Origin of the sequence: Sphingomonas sp. Y38-1Y, assembly GCF_032391395.1 — a bacterium.
Taxonomy (GTDB): domain Bacteria; phylum Pseudomonadota; class Alphaproteobacteria; order Sphingomonadales; family Sphingomonadaceae; genus Sphingomonas.
Genome location: NZ_CP135916.1, coordinates 1397157 through 1412421, shown reverse-complemented (window position 1 = coordinate 1412421; position 15265 = coordinate 1397157). Strand labels below are relative to the sequence as shown.

Sequence of the window (15265 nt, the reverse complement as noted above, 5' to 3'; positions counted from 1 at the left end):
TTGGGAGAGGGGCAGTCCACAACCATAGCGATGGGCCGGTACGGAGAGGACTGCCCCTCTCCCCGGCCCTCTCCCCTGAAGGGGAGAGGGAGATGTAATGCCCCTCTACCTCAACGACGAACAGGCGATGCTGCGCGATACCGCGGCGGAGTTCGTGACCGAGCACGCCCCTGTCCGCCACCTGCGCGCGCTCCGCGATGCGGATGACCAGACCGGCTTCAGCCGCGACCTGTGGCGCCAGTTTGCCGAAATGGGCTTCACCGGCATCCTCGTGCCCGAGGACCAGGGCGGCCTCGGCCTCGGTCATGTCGAGGCGGGCGTCGTCATGGAGGCGATCGGGCGCAACCTGTCACCCTCGCCCTTCCTCTCGACCGCCGTCGCCGCGGTCGAGGCGCTGAAGGGGACCGCCCATGCCGCGCGCTGGTTTCGCGGCATCGCCGGGGGCGAGACCGTCGCCGCGCTCGCGATCGACGAGGGCGCCAAGCACACCGGCCGCGTAGTGATGGCGGCTGAGCGTTCCGGCAACGGCTTCAAGCTGTCGGGCACCAAGCGATCCGTCCAGCACGGCCACGTCGCCGACCTTATCCTCGTCGCCGCGCAGACCGGCGAGGGCGTGACCCTGTTTGCGGTCGAAGCGGGCGCGGCCGGCCTCACCGCCGACCCGCGCCGGCTTGCGGACTCGAGCCTCGCCAGCGAGCTCGTCTTCGATGGGGTCGAGGTCGATGCCGACGCGGTGATCGGCGAGGTGGGCGGCGGCCAGGCCGTGCTCGACCGCCTGCTGGCCGCGGGCCGCACCGGCGCGTCGGCCGAACTGCTCGGCGTCGGCGGCGGCGCGATGGACATGACCGTCGACTATCTCAAGCAGCGCAAGCAGTTCGGGCAGCCGATCGGCAGCTTCCAGGCGCTCCAGCACCGCGCCGCACACCTCTATTCCGAAATGGAGATCGCCCGCGCCGCGGTGCTCAAGGCGCAGCAATTGCTCGACGCCGGCGATCCCCGCGCGGGCGAGGCGACGATGGTTGCCAAGGCGATGACGGGGCTTGCCACGACGCTGTCGGTGCAGGAAGGCATCCAGATGCACGGGGGAATCGGCATGACCGACGATTACGACATCGGCTTCTACATGAAGCGCGCGCGGGTGCTGGCGGAGCTGTTCGGCGATGCCGGCCACCATGCCGACGCGCTCGCCCGCGCCAGCGGCTATTGATGGCGGAACGCGCGACCACCGCGGAGGGCCTCGTCGCGCAGCTGATCGAGCTGCTCGACGTCGAGACGATCGACACCGACCTTTATCGCGGGGCGCGCCAGCCCGGCGGTGTCGGCCGAGTGTTCGGCGGCCAGGTGATCGCTCAGGCGCTTCAGGCCGCGCAGCGGTCGGTCGACGACGACAAGGTCGCGCACTCGCTCCACGCCTATTTCATGCGGCCGGGCAGCGAGGATCACCCGATCATCTACCGCGTGGTGCGCGACTTCGACGGCCGCAGCTTCGCCAATCGTCGCGTCATCGCGATGCAGCGCGGCACGCCGATCCTCAACATGATCGCCAGCTTCCAGACGCCCGAGGATGGGCTGTCGCACCAGGAAGCGATGCCCGACGTCCCCCCACCCGAGGCGCTGCGCAGCGAAACCGAGCTGCGGCAGGAGATCGAGGCGCGTGTGCCCGAAAAGATGCGCCGCTTCTTCCTGCGCGCACGGCCCATTGAAGTGCGCCCGACCGCGCCCGAGCACTGGTTCTCCAGCGCACCCGGCGAGCCCGTCCAGCACAACTGGTTCCGCGTGGCCGCGCCGCTTCCCGACGATCCGGCGCTCCACCGCGCGATGCTCGCTTATGCCAGCGACATGACGCTGCTCGGCACCTGCATGCTGCCGCACGGCCTCACTTGGCTGGACGGATCGGTGCAGACCGCCAGCCTGGACCATGCGCTGTGGCTGCACGAACCGCTGCGCGCGGACGAGTGGCTGCTGTACACGACCGACAGTCCTTGGTCGGGCCATGCCCGCGGCCACAATCGCGGCCGCATCTACACGCGCGACGGCCGCCTCGTCGCCAGCGCCGCGCAGGAAGGGCTGATCCGCCGTCGCGGCTGAGCGATGGCACTTTCCCGCGGGTTTCGCGTTCATTGTGGGTGATCGAAGCGCTTATCCCCCTCAGCATCGCCGCCGCTGTCCAGCCGCGGCCCGGTTCGATCGAACAGCGCGCTCGCGACCCGCGCCTCGTCATCGTCTTCGCGCCCAATCGCAACGATCCGATGCTGCTCCGACAGCAGGCGTTGCTGCATCAGGCGCGCTCGTCGCTCAACGATCGCGACGTGCATGTAATCGAGGTGGTGGGCGATTCCGTCGCCGGTGCGCACGACTATGCCGCCGCGATCCGCCAGCGTTACGCGATGTCGCGGACGCGCTTCGGCGTGGTGCTGGTCGGCCGTGACGGCGGCGTCAAGCTCCGCTCGGCAGAGGCGATCCCGCCCCGCCACTTGGAGCGCACCATCGACGCGATGCCGATGCGCCAGCGCGAGATCGCCGCGCGGTAACTCCCGACGTCGCGCGGGCTGCGACGACAAACGCATTGCGGCGCAGCAATCCCCCGCCTAGCCCGCACGGGTGACCGGCGACTCCATCCTCAAGGGCATTGCGCTGCGCCTCCTCGCCGTCGCGCTGCTCGCGACGATGGGCGCGCTGGTGAAGCTTGCCGAGCAGCATGGTGCCGGCCTGATCGAGACGATGTTCTTCCGCCAGCTTTGCGCGCTGCCGATCGTCATCCTCTGGCTGTGGCGAACCGACGGCATCGGCACGGTCCGGACGCAGCGCTTCGGCGCGCACGCCCGCCGCGCCGCCGCCGGCCTGATCGGCATGACCGCGACGTTCGGGTCGCTGCACCTCCTCCCGCTTGCCGAAGCAACGACGTTCCAGTTCACCGCACCGCTGTTCGCGACGCTGCTCGGCGCGCTCTGGCTGCGCGAGCCGACCGGCTGGCACCGCTGGGGCGCAGTGGTGGCGGGCTTCGTCGGCATCCTCATCATCGTCCAGCCCGGCGGCCACACCATCCCCGTGGCGGGCGCGGCCGTCGGGCTCGCCTCCGCCTTCATGATCGCGGTCATCTCGGTGCTGCTGCGCCAGATCGGCCGGACCGAGAGCGCGGGAACGACGGTGTTCTGGTTCTCGTTGCTGTCGCTGCCGCCGCTGCTGCCGTTCTGGCTCGCCGACCTGCGTCCCCATGCGCTCGGGACCTGGGCGATGCTGGTCGGGATCGGCGTGGTCGGCGGCGCGGGCCAGATCGCGCTGACCGCGGCGCTGCGTCATGCGCCGATCTCCATCGTCGTCCCGATGGATTACTCGGCCTTGCTCTGGGCGACGCTGCTGGGTTTCCTGCTGTTCGGCCAGCTGCCGAGTGACACGACGTGGATCGGCGCGCCGATCCTGATCGCCAGCGGCATCTACATCGCCTGGCGCGAGCATCGCCGCCGGCTAGCCGCGGTTCCTCAGTCGAGCGGATAGATCGCGGCGGCGACCCAGCGGAGTTCCGCGCGCAGCACGCCCCAGGCGCGGGCCGCCGCACGGCTGTCCATCGGCTCCACGCCGATGCCCTTCGCCTCCAGCGCCGCGATCAGGGCGCGCGGCGGGCGGACGAGGCGATTGCCGGTGCCCAGTACGATAAACTCTGGCAGCGGATCGATCGCCAGCGCGGGCGCGAGATTGGCTTCGGTCAGCTCCGCGATCGGCGGCGGCGACCAGCCGTCGGCGCGCTTGGGCGTAATCACCAGCCCCTCATAGACGCCATCATCGATGCGAAAGCCGCGCCCGACGATGCCGCTGATGAGCGGCCCCTCGCCGCGCTGATCGCGATCCATCCGCATCCGTGCTTAACGCTCGCGCGGGGCCACGCGCTCCGCGTTGGCGTTCGCCGTCACCGCCTTGCGATCGAAATTCTCGGGCGAGACGTTGAACTGGATGAGGATGCCGTTGCCGACGAACATCGACGACCAGGTGCCGACGATGATGCCGAGCGCCATCGCCAGGCTGAAGCCGAAGATCACATCGGGGCCGAAGAACACGAGGACGAGCAGCGGCATCGTGATCGACAGCGAGGTCATGACGGTGCGCGACAGCGTCTCGTTGATCGACAGGTTCAGGATCTCGACGATCCCCATCCGCCGGAACTTGCGCAGATTCTCGCGCACGCGGTCGAAGATGACGATCTTATCGTTCAGCGAGTAGCCTATGATCGTCAGCAGCGCGGCGATCGTGTTGAGGTCGAACTCCAGCTGCGTCGCCGCAAAGAAGCCCAGCACGACGATCATGTCCTGCGCGAGCGCGAGCAGCGCACCGACGCCGAACTGCCATTCGAAGCGGAACCAGATGTAGATTGCGATGGCGATCATCGCGAGGCCGAGCGCGAGGGCGCCCTTCTCGAACAATTCGCCCGACACCTTGCCCGACACCGCCTCGACCGATCCGACGCGCGCGCCGGGATAGGCCTGCTCGATGGTGTCACGCAGCTTCTGCGCCGCCTGGCTGGCGGACGCGGGCGTCTCGTTTTCCGGCACCGGCAGGCGGATCGCGATGTCGCGCGCGCTACCGAACTGCTGGATCGTCGGTTCGCCGACGCCGAGCGCATCGACGCGCGCGCGCAGCTGCTCGATCTCGACATCCTGCGAGAAGGTCACGCGGACGAGCTGCCCGCCGACGAAGTCGATGCCGAAATTGAGGCCGCGCGTGACGAGCAGCGCCAGCGAGGCGATCACCATTACCGTCGAGATCACCGCGGCGATCTTGCGGAACGACATGAAGTCGATGTTGGTGTTGTCAGGGACAAGCTTGAGCGGACGCATCGCAGACTTCCTCAGATCACCAGCTCGCGCGGACGCTTCTTCAGCCAGTCGGCGACCATCAAACGGGTAAAGGTAACGGCGGTGAACACCGAGGTGACGATGCCGATGATGAGCACCACGGCAAAACCGCGCACGGGGCCCGCGCCGAACACGAACATCATCACCGCGGCGATGGCGTTGGTGACGTTGGCGTCGAAGATCGCGCGCGTCGCTTCCTTGTAGCCGAACTCGACTGCCGAATTGACGCTGCGCCCGCGGCGCCGCTCCTCGCGAATGCGCTCGTTGATGAGCACGTTCGCATCGACCGCGGCACCGATCGTCAGCACGAAGCCGGCGATGCCCGGCAGCGTCAGCGTGGCGTTGAACAGCGCCATCACGCCCAGGATCATCAGGACGTTCACGACCAGCGCGATGTTGGCGTACACGCCGAAGCGCAGATACGCGAACAGCATCAGCACGACGATCGCCAGCGTGCCGATCACGCCGGCGATGACGCCCGACTGGATCGAGTCGGCGCCAAGCTCGGGGCTGATCGTCGATTCCTCGATCACGGTGAGGTCGACGGGCAGCTTGCCCGAACGGAGCGCGATCGCGAGCTGGTTGGCGCTCTCGACGGTGAACCCGCCCGAAATGCTGGCGGCACCGCCCAGGATCTGCTCGTTGATGTTGGGGGCCGAAATCACCGAGTTGTCGACGATGATCGCGAACGGCTTGCCCGTATTCTCCTGCGTCACCCGCGCGAAGCGGCGGCCGCCTTCGGAATTGAAGCGGATGCCGACGATCGGCGCGCCGGTCTGCGGGTCATATTCCTGGCGCGCATCGGCGATCTGGTCGCCCGAGATGATCGTCGAGCGCTTGACCGCGATCGGCGCGCCGCTCGACGGATACGGCAGCACCTGGCTGCCGATCGGCGCCTGCCCGCGGGCAAGCTGCGCCGGATCGGCGGCGGTATCGACCAGCTTGAACTCGAGCCGCGCGGTCTTGCCGAGCAGCTCCTTGAGCGCCTGCGGGTCCTGAAGGCCGGGCACCTGGACGACGATGCGGTTCGAACCCTGGCGGATGATGGTCGGCTCGCGCGTGCCGAGCTCATCGACGCGGCGGCGCACGACCTCGGTCGCATCGACCATCGCCTGCTCGGTCGCCTGGGCAAGGCCGGCCTCGGTCGGGGTCATGACGACACGCGTCGTGTCCCGCACCTCGATGTTCCAGTCGCGCTGGCCGGTCAGCCCGGCACCCGCGGTCAGCGGCAGCAGCCGCTCTCGCACCGCGTCGATCTGAGTGACGTCGCGGACCATGAAGCTGATGCGGCCGTCACGCGTCGAGATGTCGCCGATGGCGATGCGCGGCGCGCGGCGCATTTCGCCCAGGATCGTGTCGCGCATCGTTTCGAGGCGCTGGTTGCGCACGTCGCTGGTCTGCGCCTCGAGCAGGATGTAGCTGCCGCCGGCAAGATCGAGGCCCAGATTGACCTTGGTCTTGTTCATCCAGGCGGGCAGCTGCGGCCCAATCGACGTGCCGGATAGCAGCGTCGGCACCGCCAGCAGTACGCCGACGATCACGGTGGCCCAGGTGAGCCACTTCTTCCAGGGCGGAAAGTCGAGCATCAGTCGTTGGCCGGCTTGCCGCCCAGCGGCGTCACCTCGGCGATCGTGCCCTTGACCACGCGGACGCGGACGTTCTGGGCGATCTCGACCTCCAGATGCTGGTCCTCGACGCGCGTCACCTTGCCGACCAGGCCGCCGCCAGTCACGACGGTGTCACCCTTCTTGGCATTGGCGATCATGTCCTGCAGCGACTTCATCCGGCGCTGCTGCGGACGGATCATCAGGAAGTAGAACGCCACGAAGATCAGGATCAGCGGCGCGATGCCGAGGATCTGGCCGGTGATGCCGGGCGATGCGGCGCCCGCGGACTGGGCGAAGGCTGTGCTTGCAAACATTGGGATCGATTGCGCCTGTATTCAGGGGCGGGGCGGATCGCCCCATCAAGCGGCGCGCGCTATCATGCAGCAGGCACAGGCGCAATGGTTCCGGCACGTGGGCCGCAGCCCCTTGCACTCCCCGAACGATCCGCGTAGAGGCGCGCGCTCGGTCGGGACGTAGCGCAGCCTGGTAGCGCATCACACTGGGGGTGTGGGGGTCGCAGGTTCGAATCCTGTCGTCCCGACCAACTTCAAACCATCGCCGGACGAAGCGGGATCAGCCACCCGCCGCCATCGCCGCAAGCTTTGCGACGGTGTTCATGTTGCGCGCCGTCCCGCGCTCGGCCGCCGGCACCTTCAGCTTCGACCGCGCCATTGCGTCGCCATAGGCTATGTAGATCTCGCGGGCGCCGAGCGCGACCTTCTCGCCATCGGGCGCGACGACGCCGTCGAGCGCTTCGGGCGCCGGCGCTTCGTCCAGGAAGACGGCGACCGTGCGGTTTTTCGGCGCGTCGGAGAACGGGTTGTCGCGCAGCACGGCCGCCATCTCTTCGGCCGTGCGGATCGCCACAGGGATCGCCCGACCGGCATGGGCCGCGAGGGCATCCTCGATCCGCTGCTTGACCGCATCGGCGCCCAGGTCGCTTTCGAACACGACGTTGCCGCTGGCAATATAGGTGCGCACGTTTGCGAAGCCCGCATCCTCGCACAGCCGCTTGAGGTCGGTCATCGCCAGCTTGCCCGTGCCGCCGACATTCACGGCGCGCAGGAGCCCGACATAGGCGGTCATGCCGCTTGCCGATCTTCCACGAACGCGCCCTCATGCGCCAGCGCCCAACGGCACAGCGCCTCGAACGGCTCGCGGAGCGAGTGGCCGAGCGGCGTGATCGCATATTCGACACCGATCGGCTGCGTCGGCAGCACCGTGCGCGTGACGAACCCGTGCCGCTCCAGCCGCTTGAGCGCATCGGCCAGCGCCTTGTGCGTGATGCCGTCGAGCCGCCGCTTGATCTCGTTGAAGCGCGCGGGCTGCGGGCACAGCACGGTCAGAATCATGATCGTCCACTTGTCCGCGATCTTGTCGAGCACGGGGCGGATGCGCGGCACGTCGACCATCGCCTGACACGACAGCGCGGCAAGGTCGGTATCGTCGGCCATATCTAGGCTCCTCAAGGTGCGTTCTTGCTAGCAGATATTCGATGTATATCTCGCTCGCCATCGTAATCGCAAAGGATCGAACGATGGCATCGATGACGGACAAGGTGGCACTGGTGGTGGGCGGCGCAAAGGGGATCGGCCTGGCGATCGCCCGTAGGCTGGCGGGCGAGGGCGCGACGGTCTTCCTGACCGGGCGGCGGGCGGCCGAGGTCCAAGCGGTCGCCGCCGAGCTTGGCGCGACGGGCATCGTCGCCGACGCCAGCGATCCCGACGACCTGGTGCGCGTGGTCGAGCAGGTGCGCGCGGCGCATGGCCGGATCGACGCGCTGGTGCTCAATGCGGGCCTGTCGGAGCCGGCGCTGATCGCCGATGAGACGCCGCAGCATTTCGACCGGCATTTCGGCGTCAACGTGCGCGGCGCGCTGTTCGGGCTCCAAGCCGCCCTGCCCGCTTTGCCCGATGGCGCGTCGGTGGTTCTGGTCGGCTCGATCGCCGACGGGATGGGCGTCTCGCCCTACAGCACCTATGCCGCGACGAAGGCGGCGCTGCGTTCCTATGCGCGAAGCTGGGCCGCGGAACTCGCGCCGCGGGGCATTCGCGTCAACGTGGTCGCGCCGGGACCGACCGACACCGATATGATGGCGGTCGTACCGGCGGACATGCGCGAGCAGCTGATCGCCCCGATCCCGCTCGGCCGCATGGCCCGACCGGACGAAGTGGCGGCGGCGGCGCTGTTCCTGCTGAGCGATGCGGCGAGCTTCACGACCGGCGCGGTGCTGCCCGTCGACGGGGGCATGCGCCAAGTCTAAACCTCAGCCGAAGAGGCGGGCGACGCTGCGATCGAGCACCAGGAGTTGCCACAGCGTCCGGCCGTGATCGGCACGGCCGGCGCGGTGGTCGGCGGCGAGCGCCTCGATCGCCTTGGGCTCGAACCAGGTCGCGAGCCGCGTCGATCGCGCGAGGCCCGTGGCCTCGTCTACGAGCGATCCGCGGAACCAGGCGGTGACCGGCGTCACGAACCCCATCTTGGGCCGGTAGAGGATATCGCGCGGCAGATAGGGCTCCATCGCCTTCTTCATCAGCCATTTGCCCTGACCGGCGCGGATCCGCATCGCCGGCGGCAAGGTCGCGGCAAACTCGATCAGGCGGTGGTCGAGCAGCGGCTCGCGCGCCTCCAGGCTGACCGCCATTGAGGTGCGGTCGATCTTGTTGAGGATGTCGCCGGGAAGCCAATGCTTGAAGTCGGCATATTGCGCGGCGTCGAGCCCGTCGCGCGCCGGCGCGGCACGCATCGTCCGCCAGTAGCGCGCCTCGGCCACATGGTCGCCCAGCGTCCGCGTCATCGCCGGGTTGTAGAGCCGCGCGCGCAGCGCCGGGCCGGTGACGCCGACCCCCTTGGCATAGGCGGCGGCGCCCTCCTCGGCCAAACCGAGCAGCGTCGTCTTGGCGCGCAGCACGCGAGGGGCCCAGTCGGCCTTGGGATAGATCGCGCCCAGCGCGCCGGCCGCGCGGCGCAGCGGGGCGGGCATCAGCCCCCTCGCCCGCTCCTCGGCGGCGTGGAAGCGATAGCGGCGATAGCCGGCCAACGCCTCGTCCGCGCCGTCACCCGACAGTGCGACCGTCACTTCCGCCCGCGCAAGCTCGCACACGCGATAGGTGGCGAGCGCGGATGCGTCGGCGAAGGGCTCGTCGAACGCACCCACCAGCGTGTCGATCAGCGCGAAATCGTCGGCGGCGACGACGCGCTCGCGATGGTCGGTCGCGAAGCGGCGTGCGATCTCACCGGCATAGGCGCGCTCGTCATGGCCCGCTTCCTCGAACCCGATCGTGCAGGTCTTGACCGCGTGCTTGGACGTCTCCGCCATCAGCGCGACCACCGCCGAGCTGTCGACCCCGCCCGACAGGAAGGCGCCCAATGGCACGTCGGCGACCATGCGGCTGCGCACGCCCGCGCGCAAATGCTCGGTCAGTTCGGCGGCGAGGTCGGCGGCGCTGCCCTTGGCGCGCCTGGAAAAGTCGACGTCCCACCATTGCCGTGGCTGGGGCACGGGCTTGCCGCGCTCGACCAGCAGGAAGTGGCCGGCGGGCAGCTTGCGCACGCCCGCGACGATGCACGCATCATCGGGAACATAGCCCAGGCCCATGAAATCCTCGATCGCGGCGGGATCGAGCTCGCGCCGGACGAGCGGATGCGCGAGCAGGCCCTTCAATTCGCTCGCAAACGCAAGCGCACCGTCGGCCAGCTCGATATAATGGAGCGGCTTCACCCCCATCCGATCGCGCGCCAGGAACAGCGACTGTCGCGCCGCATCGTGGATGGCGAAGGCGAACATGCCATTGAGCCGGGGCAGCAGTTCCGGCCCCCAGGCGCGCCAGCCATGCAGCAGCACCTCAGTATCGCCGGCGGTGCGGAAGCGCGCGCCCTTGGCCTCCAGTTCGGCGCGAACCTCGGCGAAATTGTAGATTTCGCCATTATAGGTGACGGTCAGCTCGCCATCGTCGGTCGCCATCGGCTGGCGTCCGCCGGCGAGATCGATGATCGACAGCCGGCGATGGCCGAAGCCGACGCCGGGCGCGGTCCAGATGCCCGATCCGTCCGGCCCGCGATGGGCCAGAGCGTCGCACATCGCGGCGATGCGGCCGGGTTCGACGGGCTTGGGCGTGCCAGGGTAGAACAGCCCTGCGATGCCGCACATGCTAGCGGCGACCGGCGGCGCGGTCAGTCAGCGCCTCGACCGGACCGAGCGCGAAGAGGAAGCGGCGGATCGTCGCCCGCGTGTCCTCGCTGCCGCGCTTCTCCGCCGATACGAGCACCGCCACCGCCGCCTGTTCGCCCCCCAGCAATTTCACGCGCAGCGTCTCCAGCTTCACCCGCTTCGGGTCGCCGCTCAGGATAGAGCCGATGCGCACCCACGTCACCACTTCGCGCTCGACCGGGCCGGCATGGGTGATCCGCATCGCCGCGCCGCCCTCTAGCGGGGCGAGGTCGGCGACGCGCAGCCACGCGCCATGCTCGACGATCGGGCCGATGTCGAAGCCGACGATCTCCTTGCCCTCGCGCTGGCTCGCCTGAACCGCGATCGATAGGTCGACCGTCGCGCCCGTGGCATCGGCATAGCGGCCGATCAGGAAATGGTCGGCGCCCGGGTAGCTCGGGGTCCAGGGCGCCACCGGGCCGATCGGTATGCGCCGCCAGCCGGGCACCTCCGGCAGCTCGATCCGTGCCGGCAGCGTCGCCGCGCGCGCGTCGATTGCGTGCGCCCAGCCTGCGCCCACGACCGCGATCGCCAGCGCGGCGCCCGCGACCGGCAGCAGCGGGGCGGCCAGGCGCGGTACGGCCCTGAACGCCGCCGGATCGAACCACGGCGTGTCGATGTCGCGATCGAACCACGGCCAGGCGAGCGCCATGACCAGCGCCATGACGACGCCGAAGAACACCCAGCCATAGACGAGATGGTCGAACCCCGTCGCCGCCTCGACCGAAGTGAGGTGCGCAGCATAGATCGTCCCCCACGCCCGTACGCCATTGGCGAGCACCGGCGCCGCGAGCGCGAAGGCGACGAAGGCGATCCGGCGCGGCCAGGTGCAGAAGCACACATTCGCCGCCAGCACCGCAAAGGCGAGCATGGCGAGGACGAACCGCGCGCCCGAACACTCCTCCGCGACCTCGAACACGCCATCGGGCGTGACGATCAGCACGCCATCGTAAGTGGCTGGCACGCCGGTCAGGTCGAGGAGTGGCATCACCTGCCGCACGGTGAGGTCTTGAAGCGGTGCCTCGATCGACTGGCCGAAGGGCACGAGGAAGAACAGCCACGCGAGCGGGAACGCGAGCGCGCGGGCGATGTTGGGGCCGAGGATTGCGACGGCGGCCCCCTGCATCATGACGACGAGGCCGAGATGGCGGAGCACCGCCACGCTCGCCGCCGCGCCGAGCAGCCACGCGAGCGCCCCGCCCGCGACCAGGACGAGCCCCGGCCACCAACCCGCGGGCACCAGCTCGGCCAGTGGCTCGCGCCGCTGCCACACAAGCCAGGCGAAGATCGGCAGGACGAGCAGGCAATGCCCGAATGTCTCCGAGTTCCAGTAGATCTCGGCCAGGTCGCGGACGTCGCGGTGGAACAGCAGCAGGAGCGCGGCGACCACCCCCGCCAGCGCCGCCCCATGGCGCCGCCACGCTTCACCGAAGATCGGCCGACCGGCCGTCAGCGTCGCAACGGTCATGCCGCCGCCCGGCGCGCGTGTGGTGCCTCGAGGATCGCGTCGAGCGCGGCGAGGCGCGCGGCCCAGCCATAGCGATCGCGAACGCACGTCCGCGCCGAGGCGCCCTGCCGCTCGGCGGCGGCACGATCGGTCATCAGCGCCGCGACCGCATTGGCGAACGCATCGGGATCGCCCGCGACCGACAGCGTGCCGCGATGGTCGATCCCCTCGGCGGCGACCATGCTCGCGACGATCGGCCGCGCCATCGCCATCGCCTCTAGCACCTTGTTCTGCACGCCGCGCGCGCTGAGCAGCGGCGCGACGACGACCGGCGCGGCGGCGAGCCAGGGGCGGACGTCGGCGACCTCGCCCGTCACCCGGACGCGCTCGCTCGCGAGTGCCTGCACCGCGCGGGTCGGGGCGCGGCCGACGATGTTGAAGGCGATGTCGTGCCCGCGCGCGGCGAGCCGGGGCATCACCTCGCCCGCGAACCACTGCGCCGCCTCGACATTGGGGAGGTAATCCATCTGCCCGGTGAAGGTCAGGCCGAGCGCGGCGTCGCGGTCGAACGCCGCATTGGGATCGAAGAAGTCGGTGTCGATGCCGTTCTCGACCACCATCACGCGCGGCGCCGGGCCGCCCGATCGGAACAGCGCGGCTTCGGCCTCGCTGACGAACAGGCTGGCGTCGACGCTTTCCGCCACGTCATGCTCGAACGCGCCCATCAGCCGCGCCTCACGCGACAGCATCCACGCCATCGGCGCGGCGGCAGTCGTCGCGTAGGTGGCGAACTTGGCGCTGTCGACGTCGCAGAAATCCATGACGACGCGCGCCGCGGTGACCGGCGGCACATATTGCGCCATCTGGCCCGAGAAGACGAAGATCGTGTCGATCGGCTCGACCGCCATCAGCCGGCGAACGGTCGCGGCGATGCCGGTATCCGCGAAGGCCGTCAGCGAAACGGGCTTGCCGCTCGCCAGCGCCTCCAGCCCCGCACGCCACTGCGGCTTGCCGCGCCAGGCGACATGGTGGCTCGCGCACACCGCCGACAGCGCGGCATCGTGGTGCAGGTCGCGGCGGTCGTCGGCGAAGGTGACGAGGTGCACGTCGCCCCGCTCGGCCAGGTGGCGAAGCAGGTGCCAGCCTCGGATCTTGTCGCCGCGGTCGGGGGGATAGGGAACGCGGTGGGCGAGGAACAGCGTCGCGCCCATCACCCCAGCCCGCGCGCGATCAGCGGCCCGATCAAATTGGCGACGGGCAGCGGCAGCTTCTTCCAAAGCTTCGTCTTGCGCGCATATTTGGGGTCGAGCGGGTTGACGGTGCGCGGCGGCGATCCGTCCAGCGTCCGCCGCCAATAGGTGAGCGGCCGCGGCGCATAGCCGAAATTCTTCTTGAACGCCGCCGGGCCACTGCCCGCCTTCGACCGCCCGAGGTCCAGCCGCCGGCATCCGCGATCGAGCGCGTGGCAGGCATAACCATAGAACATGCGATCATTGGCGCGCAGATCGCGCGCCTCACGCACCCCGCCGCCATAGAAGGGGTACATCACTCCCGCCCAATAAACGTTGAGCGTGGAGGAGAGCGGGCGCTCGCCCTGCCACACCGTCAGGATATCGGCGTCGTCGCCATATTCCTCCAGCATCGCCGAGAACAGCGACCGCGGGAACATCGGCGTGCCGAGATTGCGCATCGATTCGGAGTAGCAGCGATACTGCGCCGCCAGGTCGCGCTTACCCCGCCCCGTCGTCACGCTGAGATCGAAGGTGAAGCTGCGCCGCACTTCCGCCCGTTGCTTCTTGGGGATCGCGAGCAGCTCGCTCTCGTGCGTTGCGGTCAGGTCGCGCGCAAAGCCCAAATAGGTGTCGCGGTCGGCGTGCCAGCCCTCCCCCGTCACCGTGCCGCCGCGCAGGTCGACGGTGGTGGTGCCGAGCGTCTGCGCGAGCGTCCAGCACGCATCCTCCAGCGCGCGGTGCGCCTTCGGGTCGCTGGCGAGGATGCCGCCATCGACGCCGAACCCGACCGACGTCAGCGAGCGGCCGACCACGGGCGAGCGGATATCGATCAGCGGAAGCACGCCGACGATCGTCCCGCCGCGCTCGGCGACAAGGTAATGCGCCTTCTGCCCGCACGCGCGCACGACCGCACGGTTCCAGGCGGGATGGTGGAACGGCGTCGAGTCCGCATCCTCGGCCAGATAGCCGATGATCCGCGCTCGCTCGCGGGTGTCGTTCAGGTCGGCCTCTCGGATCGTCAGGGCCGGCGCCGTGAATAGCGCGTTCATGCCAGCGTTGCGGCAGCGCGCGCCGCGATCGAATCGGCGCGGCCCCAACCATGGTTGGCGGTCAATCGCCGGAGCTTGCCCGCCATCGCACCCAGCCGGCTGTAATGGCGGATGCGCGACTTGAGCGGCGCGCTCTGGACGCGCGGCTGGCCTGGATCGATCTCCCAGGGATGAAAGTAGAAGATCGCCGCGTCGCCGGCCGCGTTGGACCGGACGATGGCTTTCTCGACGACGCTGGAAGGCAGCAGGCGGAAGAAGCCGCCGCCTGCGGTCACTTCGCGCCCCAGCACCGTCGCGACCGTCACCGGCATCTCGATCAGCGGGCTGTCGGCCAGCGGGCGAAACGGGCGGCGCGGCGCGTCGGGCCAGCCATAATGATCGTGGGTGAGCGGTGCGATCGACGAGGAATAGCCATAGCCCGCCTCCGCCAGCACGCGGTGCGCCCAGGGCGTGCGCGCATCGAACGAGAAGCTCGGCGCGCGATATCCCGTCACCGCCTGCCCGCCAGCATCCTCCAGCGCCGCGCGCGCGCGGGCGAGGTCGTCGCGAAACTGGTCGGGGGTAAAGGTAAAGACCCGGTCATGGTCCCAGCCATGGCTCGCCACCTCATGCCCGGCCTCCGCAATACGGCGGATCAGCGCGGGATAGTGATGCGCGACCCAGCCCAGCGTGAAGAAGGTCGCCTTGACCCCCGTCTCGGCGAACAGTGCGAGCACCGCGTCGGTGTTCGCCTCGACCCGGTGCTGAAGCCGCGGCCAGTCGGCCTTGTCGATCACCCGCTCGAACGCGCCGACCTGGAACCAGTCCTCGACGTCCACCGACATGACGTTGGCGGGCCCGGCGCCGAGCTGGCGATCATGGTACATGGCCGGC

At 69.3% G+C, this 15265-nt stretch carries 16 protein-coding genes and 1 tRNA gene; 6 read left to right on the top strand and 11 right to left on the bottom strand.

What is annotated here, in order from left to right; all coding sequences use genetic code 11:
* Positions 1–97: 97 nt before the first annotated feature.
* The 4 genes from RS883_RS06740 (at position 98) to RS883_RS06725 (ending at position 3495) form a co-directional block, all read left to right on the top strand.
* The gene (locus RS883_RS06740) at positions 98–1207 is read left to right on the top strand and encodes an acyl-CoA dehydrogenase family protein (protein ID WP_315764063.1); all 1110 of its coding nucleotides are present in this window, start codon (positions 98–100) and stop codon (positions 1205–1207) included.
* The gene (locus RS883_RS06735; RefSeq protein WP_315764061.1) at positions 1207–2088 is read left to right on the top strand and encodes an acyl-CoA thioesterase II; all 882 of its coding nucleotides are present in this window, start codon (positions 1207–1209) and stop codon (positions 2086–2088) included. The genes RS883_RS06740 and RS883_RS06735 overlap by 1 nt, the downstream gene beginning before the upstream one ends.
* A 38-nt stretch (positions 2089–2126) precedes the next feature.
* Positions 2127–2531: a DUF4174 domain-containing protein gene (locus RS883_RS06730; RefSeq protein WP_315764059.1), complete on the top strand. Its 405-nt coding sequence runs from the start codon at positions 2127–2129 to the stop codon at positions 2529–2531.
* Between the two features lie 70 nt (positions 2532–2601).
* Positions 2602–3495, top strand: a complete 894-nt coding sequence (locus RS883_RS06725; protein WP_315764057.1) for a DMT family transporter — start codon at positions 2602–2604, stop codon at positions 3493–3495.
* On the opposite strand, the gene RS883_RS06720 is transcribed toward RS883_RS06725, so the two are convergent.
* From RS883_RS06720 to yajC, 4 genes are read right to left on the bottom strand one after another with little or no spacing between them, the layout of a single operon-like run.
* Positions 3480–3848 carry an Mth938-like domain-containing protein gene (locus RS883_RS06720; protein ID WP_409977401.1) on the bottom strand — a complete coding sequence of 123 codons (369 nt, stop codon included), beginning with the start codon at positions 3846–3848 and terminating at the stop codon, positions 3480–3482. The genes RS883_RS06725 and RS883_RS06720 overlap by 16 nt on opposite strands.
* A 12-nt stretch (positions 3849–3860) precedes the next feature.
* Positions 3861–4829 carry a protein translocase subunit SecF gene (secF, locus tag RS883_RS06715; RefSeq protein WP_315764053.1) on the bottom strand — a complete coding sequence of 323 codons (969 nt, stop codon included), beginning with the start codon at positions 4827–4829 and terminating at the stop codon, positions 3861–3863.
* 11 nt (positions 4830–4840) lie between these two features.
* Positions 4841–6433, bottom strand: a complete 1593-nt coding sequence (gene secD / locus RS883_RS06710; protein ID WP_315764050.1) for a protein translocase subunit SecD — start codon at positions 6431–6433, stop codon at positions 4841–4843.
* Positions 6433–6768, bottom strand: coding sequence for a preprotein translocase subunit YajC (yajC, locus tag RS883_RS06705; RefSeq protein WP_315764047.1), 336 nt, complete (start codon positions 6766–6768; stop codon positions 6433–6435). Before yajC ends, secD begins: the two co-directional genes overlap by 1 nt.
* A gap of 153 nt (positions 6769–6921) precedes the next feature.
* Here yajC and RS883_RS06700 point away from each other — a divergent pair.
* A tRNA-Pro gene (locus RS883_RS06700) sits at positions 6922–6998 on the top strand.
* Positions 6999–7027: 29 nt separating this feature from the next.
* Here RS883_RS06700 and RS883_RS06695 read toward each other — a convergent pair.
* Positions 7028–7540 (bottom strand): DUF1697 domain-containing protein, encoded by a 513-nt coding sequence (locus tag RS883_RS06695; RefSeq protein ID WP_315764044.1) that lies wholly within the window; start codon positions 7538–7540, stop codon positions 7028–7030.
* Positions 7537–7908 (bottom strand): helix-turn-helix domain-containing protein, encoded by a 372-nt coding sequence (locus RS883_RS06690; protein WP_315764041.1) that lies wholly within the window; start codon positions 7906–7908, stop codon positions 7537–7539. Before RS883_RS06690 ends, RS883_RS06695 begins: the two co-directional genes overlap by 4 nt.
* Positions 7909–7991: 83 nt before the next feature.
* On the opposite strand from RS883_RS06690, the gene RS883_RS06685 reads away from it, so the two are divergent.
* On the top strand, positions 7992–8717 hold the full coding sequence (locus tag RS883_RS06685; protein WP_315764038.1) for an SDR family oxidoreductase: 726 nt from the start codon (positions 7992–7994) through the stop codon (positions 8715–8717).
* Between the two features lie 3 nt (positions 8718–8720).
* On the opposite strand, the gene RS883_RS06680 is transcribed toward RS883_RS06685, so the two are convergent.
* From RS883_RS06680 to RS883_RS06660, 5 genes are read right to left on the bottom strand one after another with little or no spacing between them, the layout of a single operon-like run.
* Entirely contained in the window at positions 8721–10604 is a 1884-nt protein-coding gene (locus tag RS883_RS06680) for an XrtA/PEP-CTERM system amidotransferase (protein WP_315764036.1), read from the bottom strand.
* Position 10605: 1 nt separating this feature from the next.
* Positions 10606–12132 (bottom strand): exosortase A, encoded by a 1527-nt coding sequence (xrtA, locus tag RS883_RS06675; RefSeq protein WP_315764034.1) that lies wholly within the window; start codon positions 12130–12132, stop codon positions 10606–10608.
* Entirely contained in the window at positions 12129–13322 is a 1194-nt protein-coding gene (locus RS883_RS06670; protein ID WP_315764032.1) for a TIGR03087 family PEP-CTERM/XrtA system glycosyltransferase, read from the bottom strand. Before RS883_RS06670 ends, xrtA begins: the two co-directional genes overlap by 4 nt.
* A complete protein-coding gene (locus RS883_RS06665; protein ID WP_315764029.1) occupies positions 13322–14392 on the bottom strand; it encodes a FemAB family XrtA/PEP-CTERM system-associated protein in 1071 nt (356 codons plus the stop codon). Before RS883_RS06665 ends, RS883_RS06670 begins: the two co-directional genes overlap by 1 nt.
* Positions 14389–15258: an XrtA system polysaccharide deacetylase gene (locus RS883_RS06660; RefSeq protein WP_315764024.1), complete on the bottom strand. Its 870-nt coding sequence runs from the start codon at positions 15256–15258 to the stop codon at positions 14389–14391. The genes RS883_RS06665 and RS883_RS06660 overlap by 4 nt, the downstream gene beginning before the upstream one ends.
* Positions 15259–15265: the final 7 nt, after the last annotated feature.

What these genes read in the sequence shown, in the direction of transcription:
- RS883_RS06670 (WP_315764032.1), bottom strand. Translation starts at nt 13,322, where the DNA reads ATGGGCGCGACGCTGTTCCTCGCCCACCGCGTTCCCTATCCCCCCGAC.
- RS883_RS06660 (WP_315764024.1), bottom strand. Translation starts at nt 15,258, where the DNA reads ATGTACCATGATCGCCAGCTCGGCGCCGGGCCCGCCAACGTCATGTCG.
- RS883_RS06740 (WP_315764063.1), top strand. Translation starts at nt 98, where the DNA reads ATGCCCCTCTACCTCAACGACGAACAGGCGATGCTGCGCGATACCGCG.
- RS883_RS06720 (WP_409977401.1), bottom strand. Translation starts at nt 3,848, where the DNA reads ATGGATCGCGATCAGCGCGGCGAGGGGCCGCTCATCAGCGGCATCGTC.
- yajC (WP_315764047.1), bottom strand. Translation starts at nt 6,768, where the DNA reads ATGTTTGCAAGCACAGCCTTCGCCCAGTCCGCGGGCGCCGCATCGCCC.
- secF (WP_315764053.1), bottom strand. Translation starts at nt 4,829, where the DNA reads ATGCGTCCGCTCAAGCTTGTCCCTGACAACACCAACATCGACTTCATG.
- RS883_RS06695 (WP_315764044.1), bottom strand. Translation starts at nt 7,540, where the DNA reads ATGACCGCCTATGTCGGGCTCCTGCGCGCCGTGAATGTCGGCGGCACG.
- RS883_RS06665 (WP_315764029.1), bottom strand. Translation starts at nt 14,392, where the DNA reads ATGAACGCGCTATTCACGGCGCCGGCCCTGACGATCCGAGAGGCCGAC.
- secD (WP_315764050.1), bottom strand. Translation starts at nt 6,433, where the DNA reads ATGCTCGACTTTCCGCCCTGGAAGAAGTGGCTCACCTGGGCCACCGTG.
- RS883_RS06735 (WP_315764061.1), top strand. Translation starts at nt 1,207, where the DNA reads ATGGCGGAACGCGCGACCACCGCGGAGGGCCTCGTCGCGCAGCTGATC.
- RS883_RS06680 (WP_315764036.1), bottom strand. Translation starts at nt 10,604, where the DNA reads ATGTGCGGCATCGCAGGGCTGTTCTACCCTGGCACGCCCAAGCCCGTC.
- RS883_RS06685 (WP_315764038.1), top strand. Translation starts at nt 7,992, where the DNA reads ATGGCATCGATGACGGACAAGGTGGCACTGGTGGTGGGCGGCGCAAAG.
- xrtA (WP_315764034.1), bottom strand. Translation starts at nt 12,132, where the DNA reads ATGACCGTTGCGACGCTGACGGCCGGTCGGCCGATCTTCGGTGAAGCG.
- RS883_RS06690 (WP_315764041.1), bottom strand. Translation starts at nt 7,908, where the DNA reads ATGGCCGACGATACCGACCTTGCCGCGCTGTCGTGTCAGGCGATGGTC.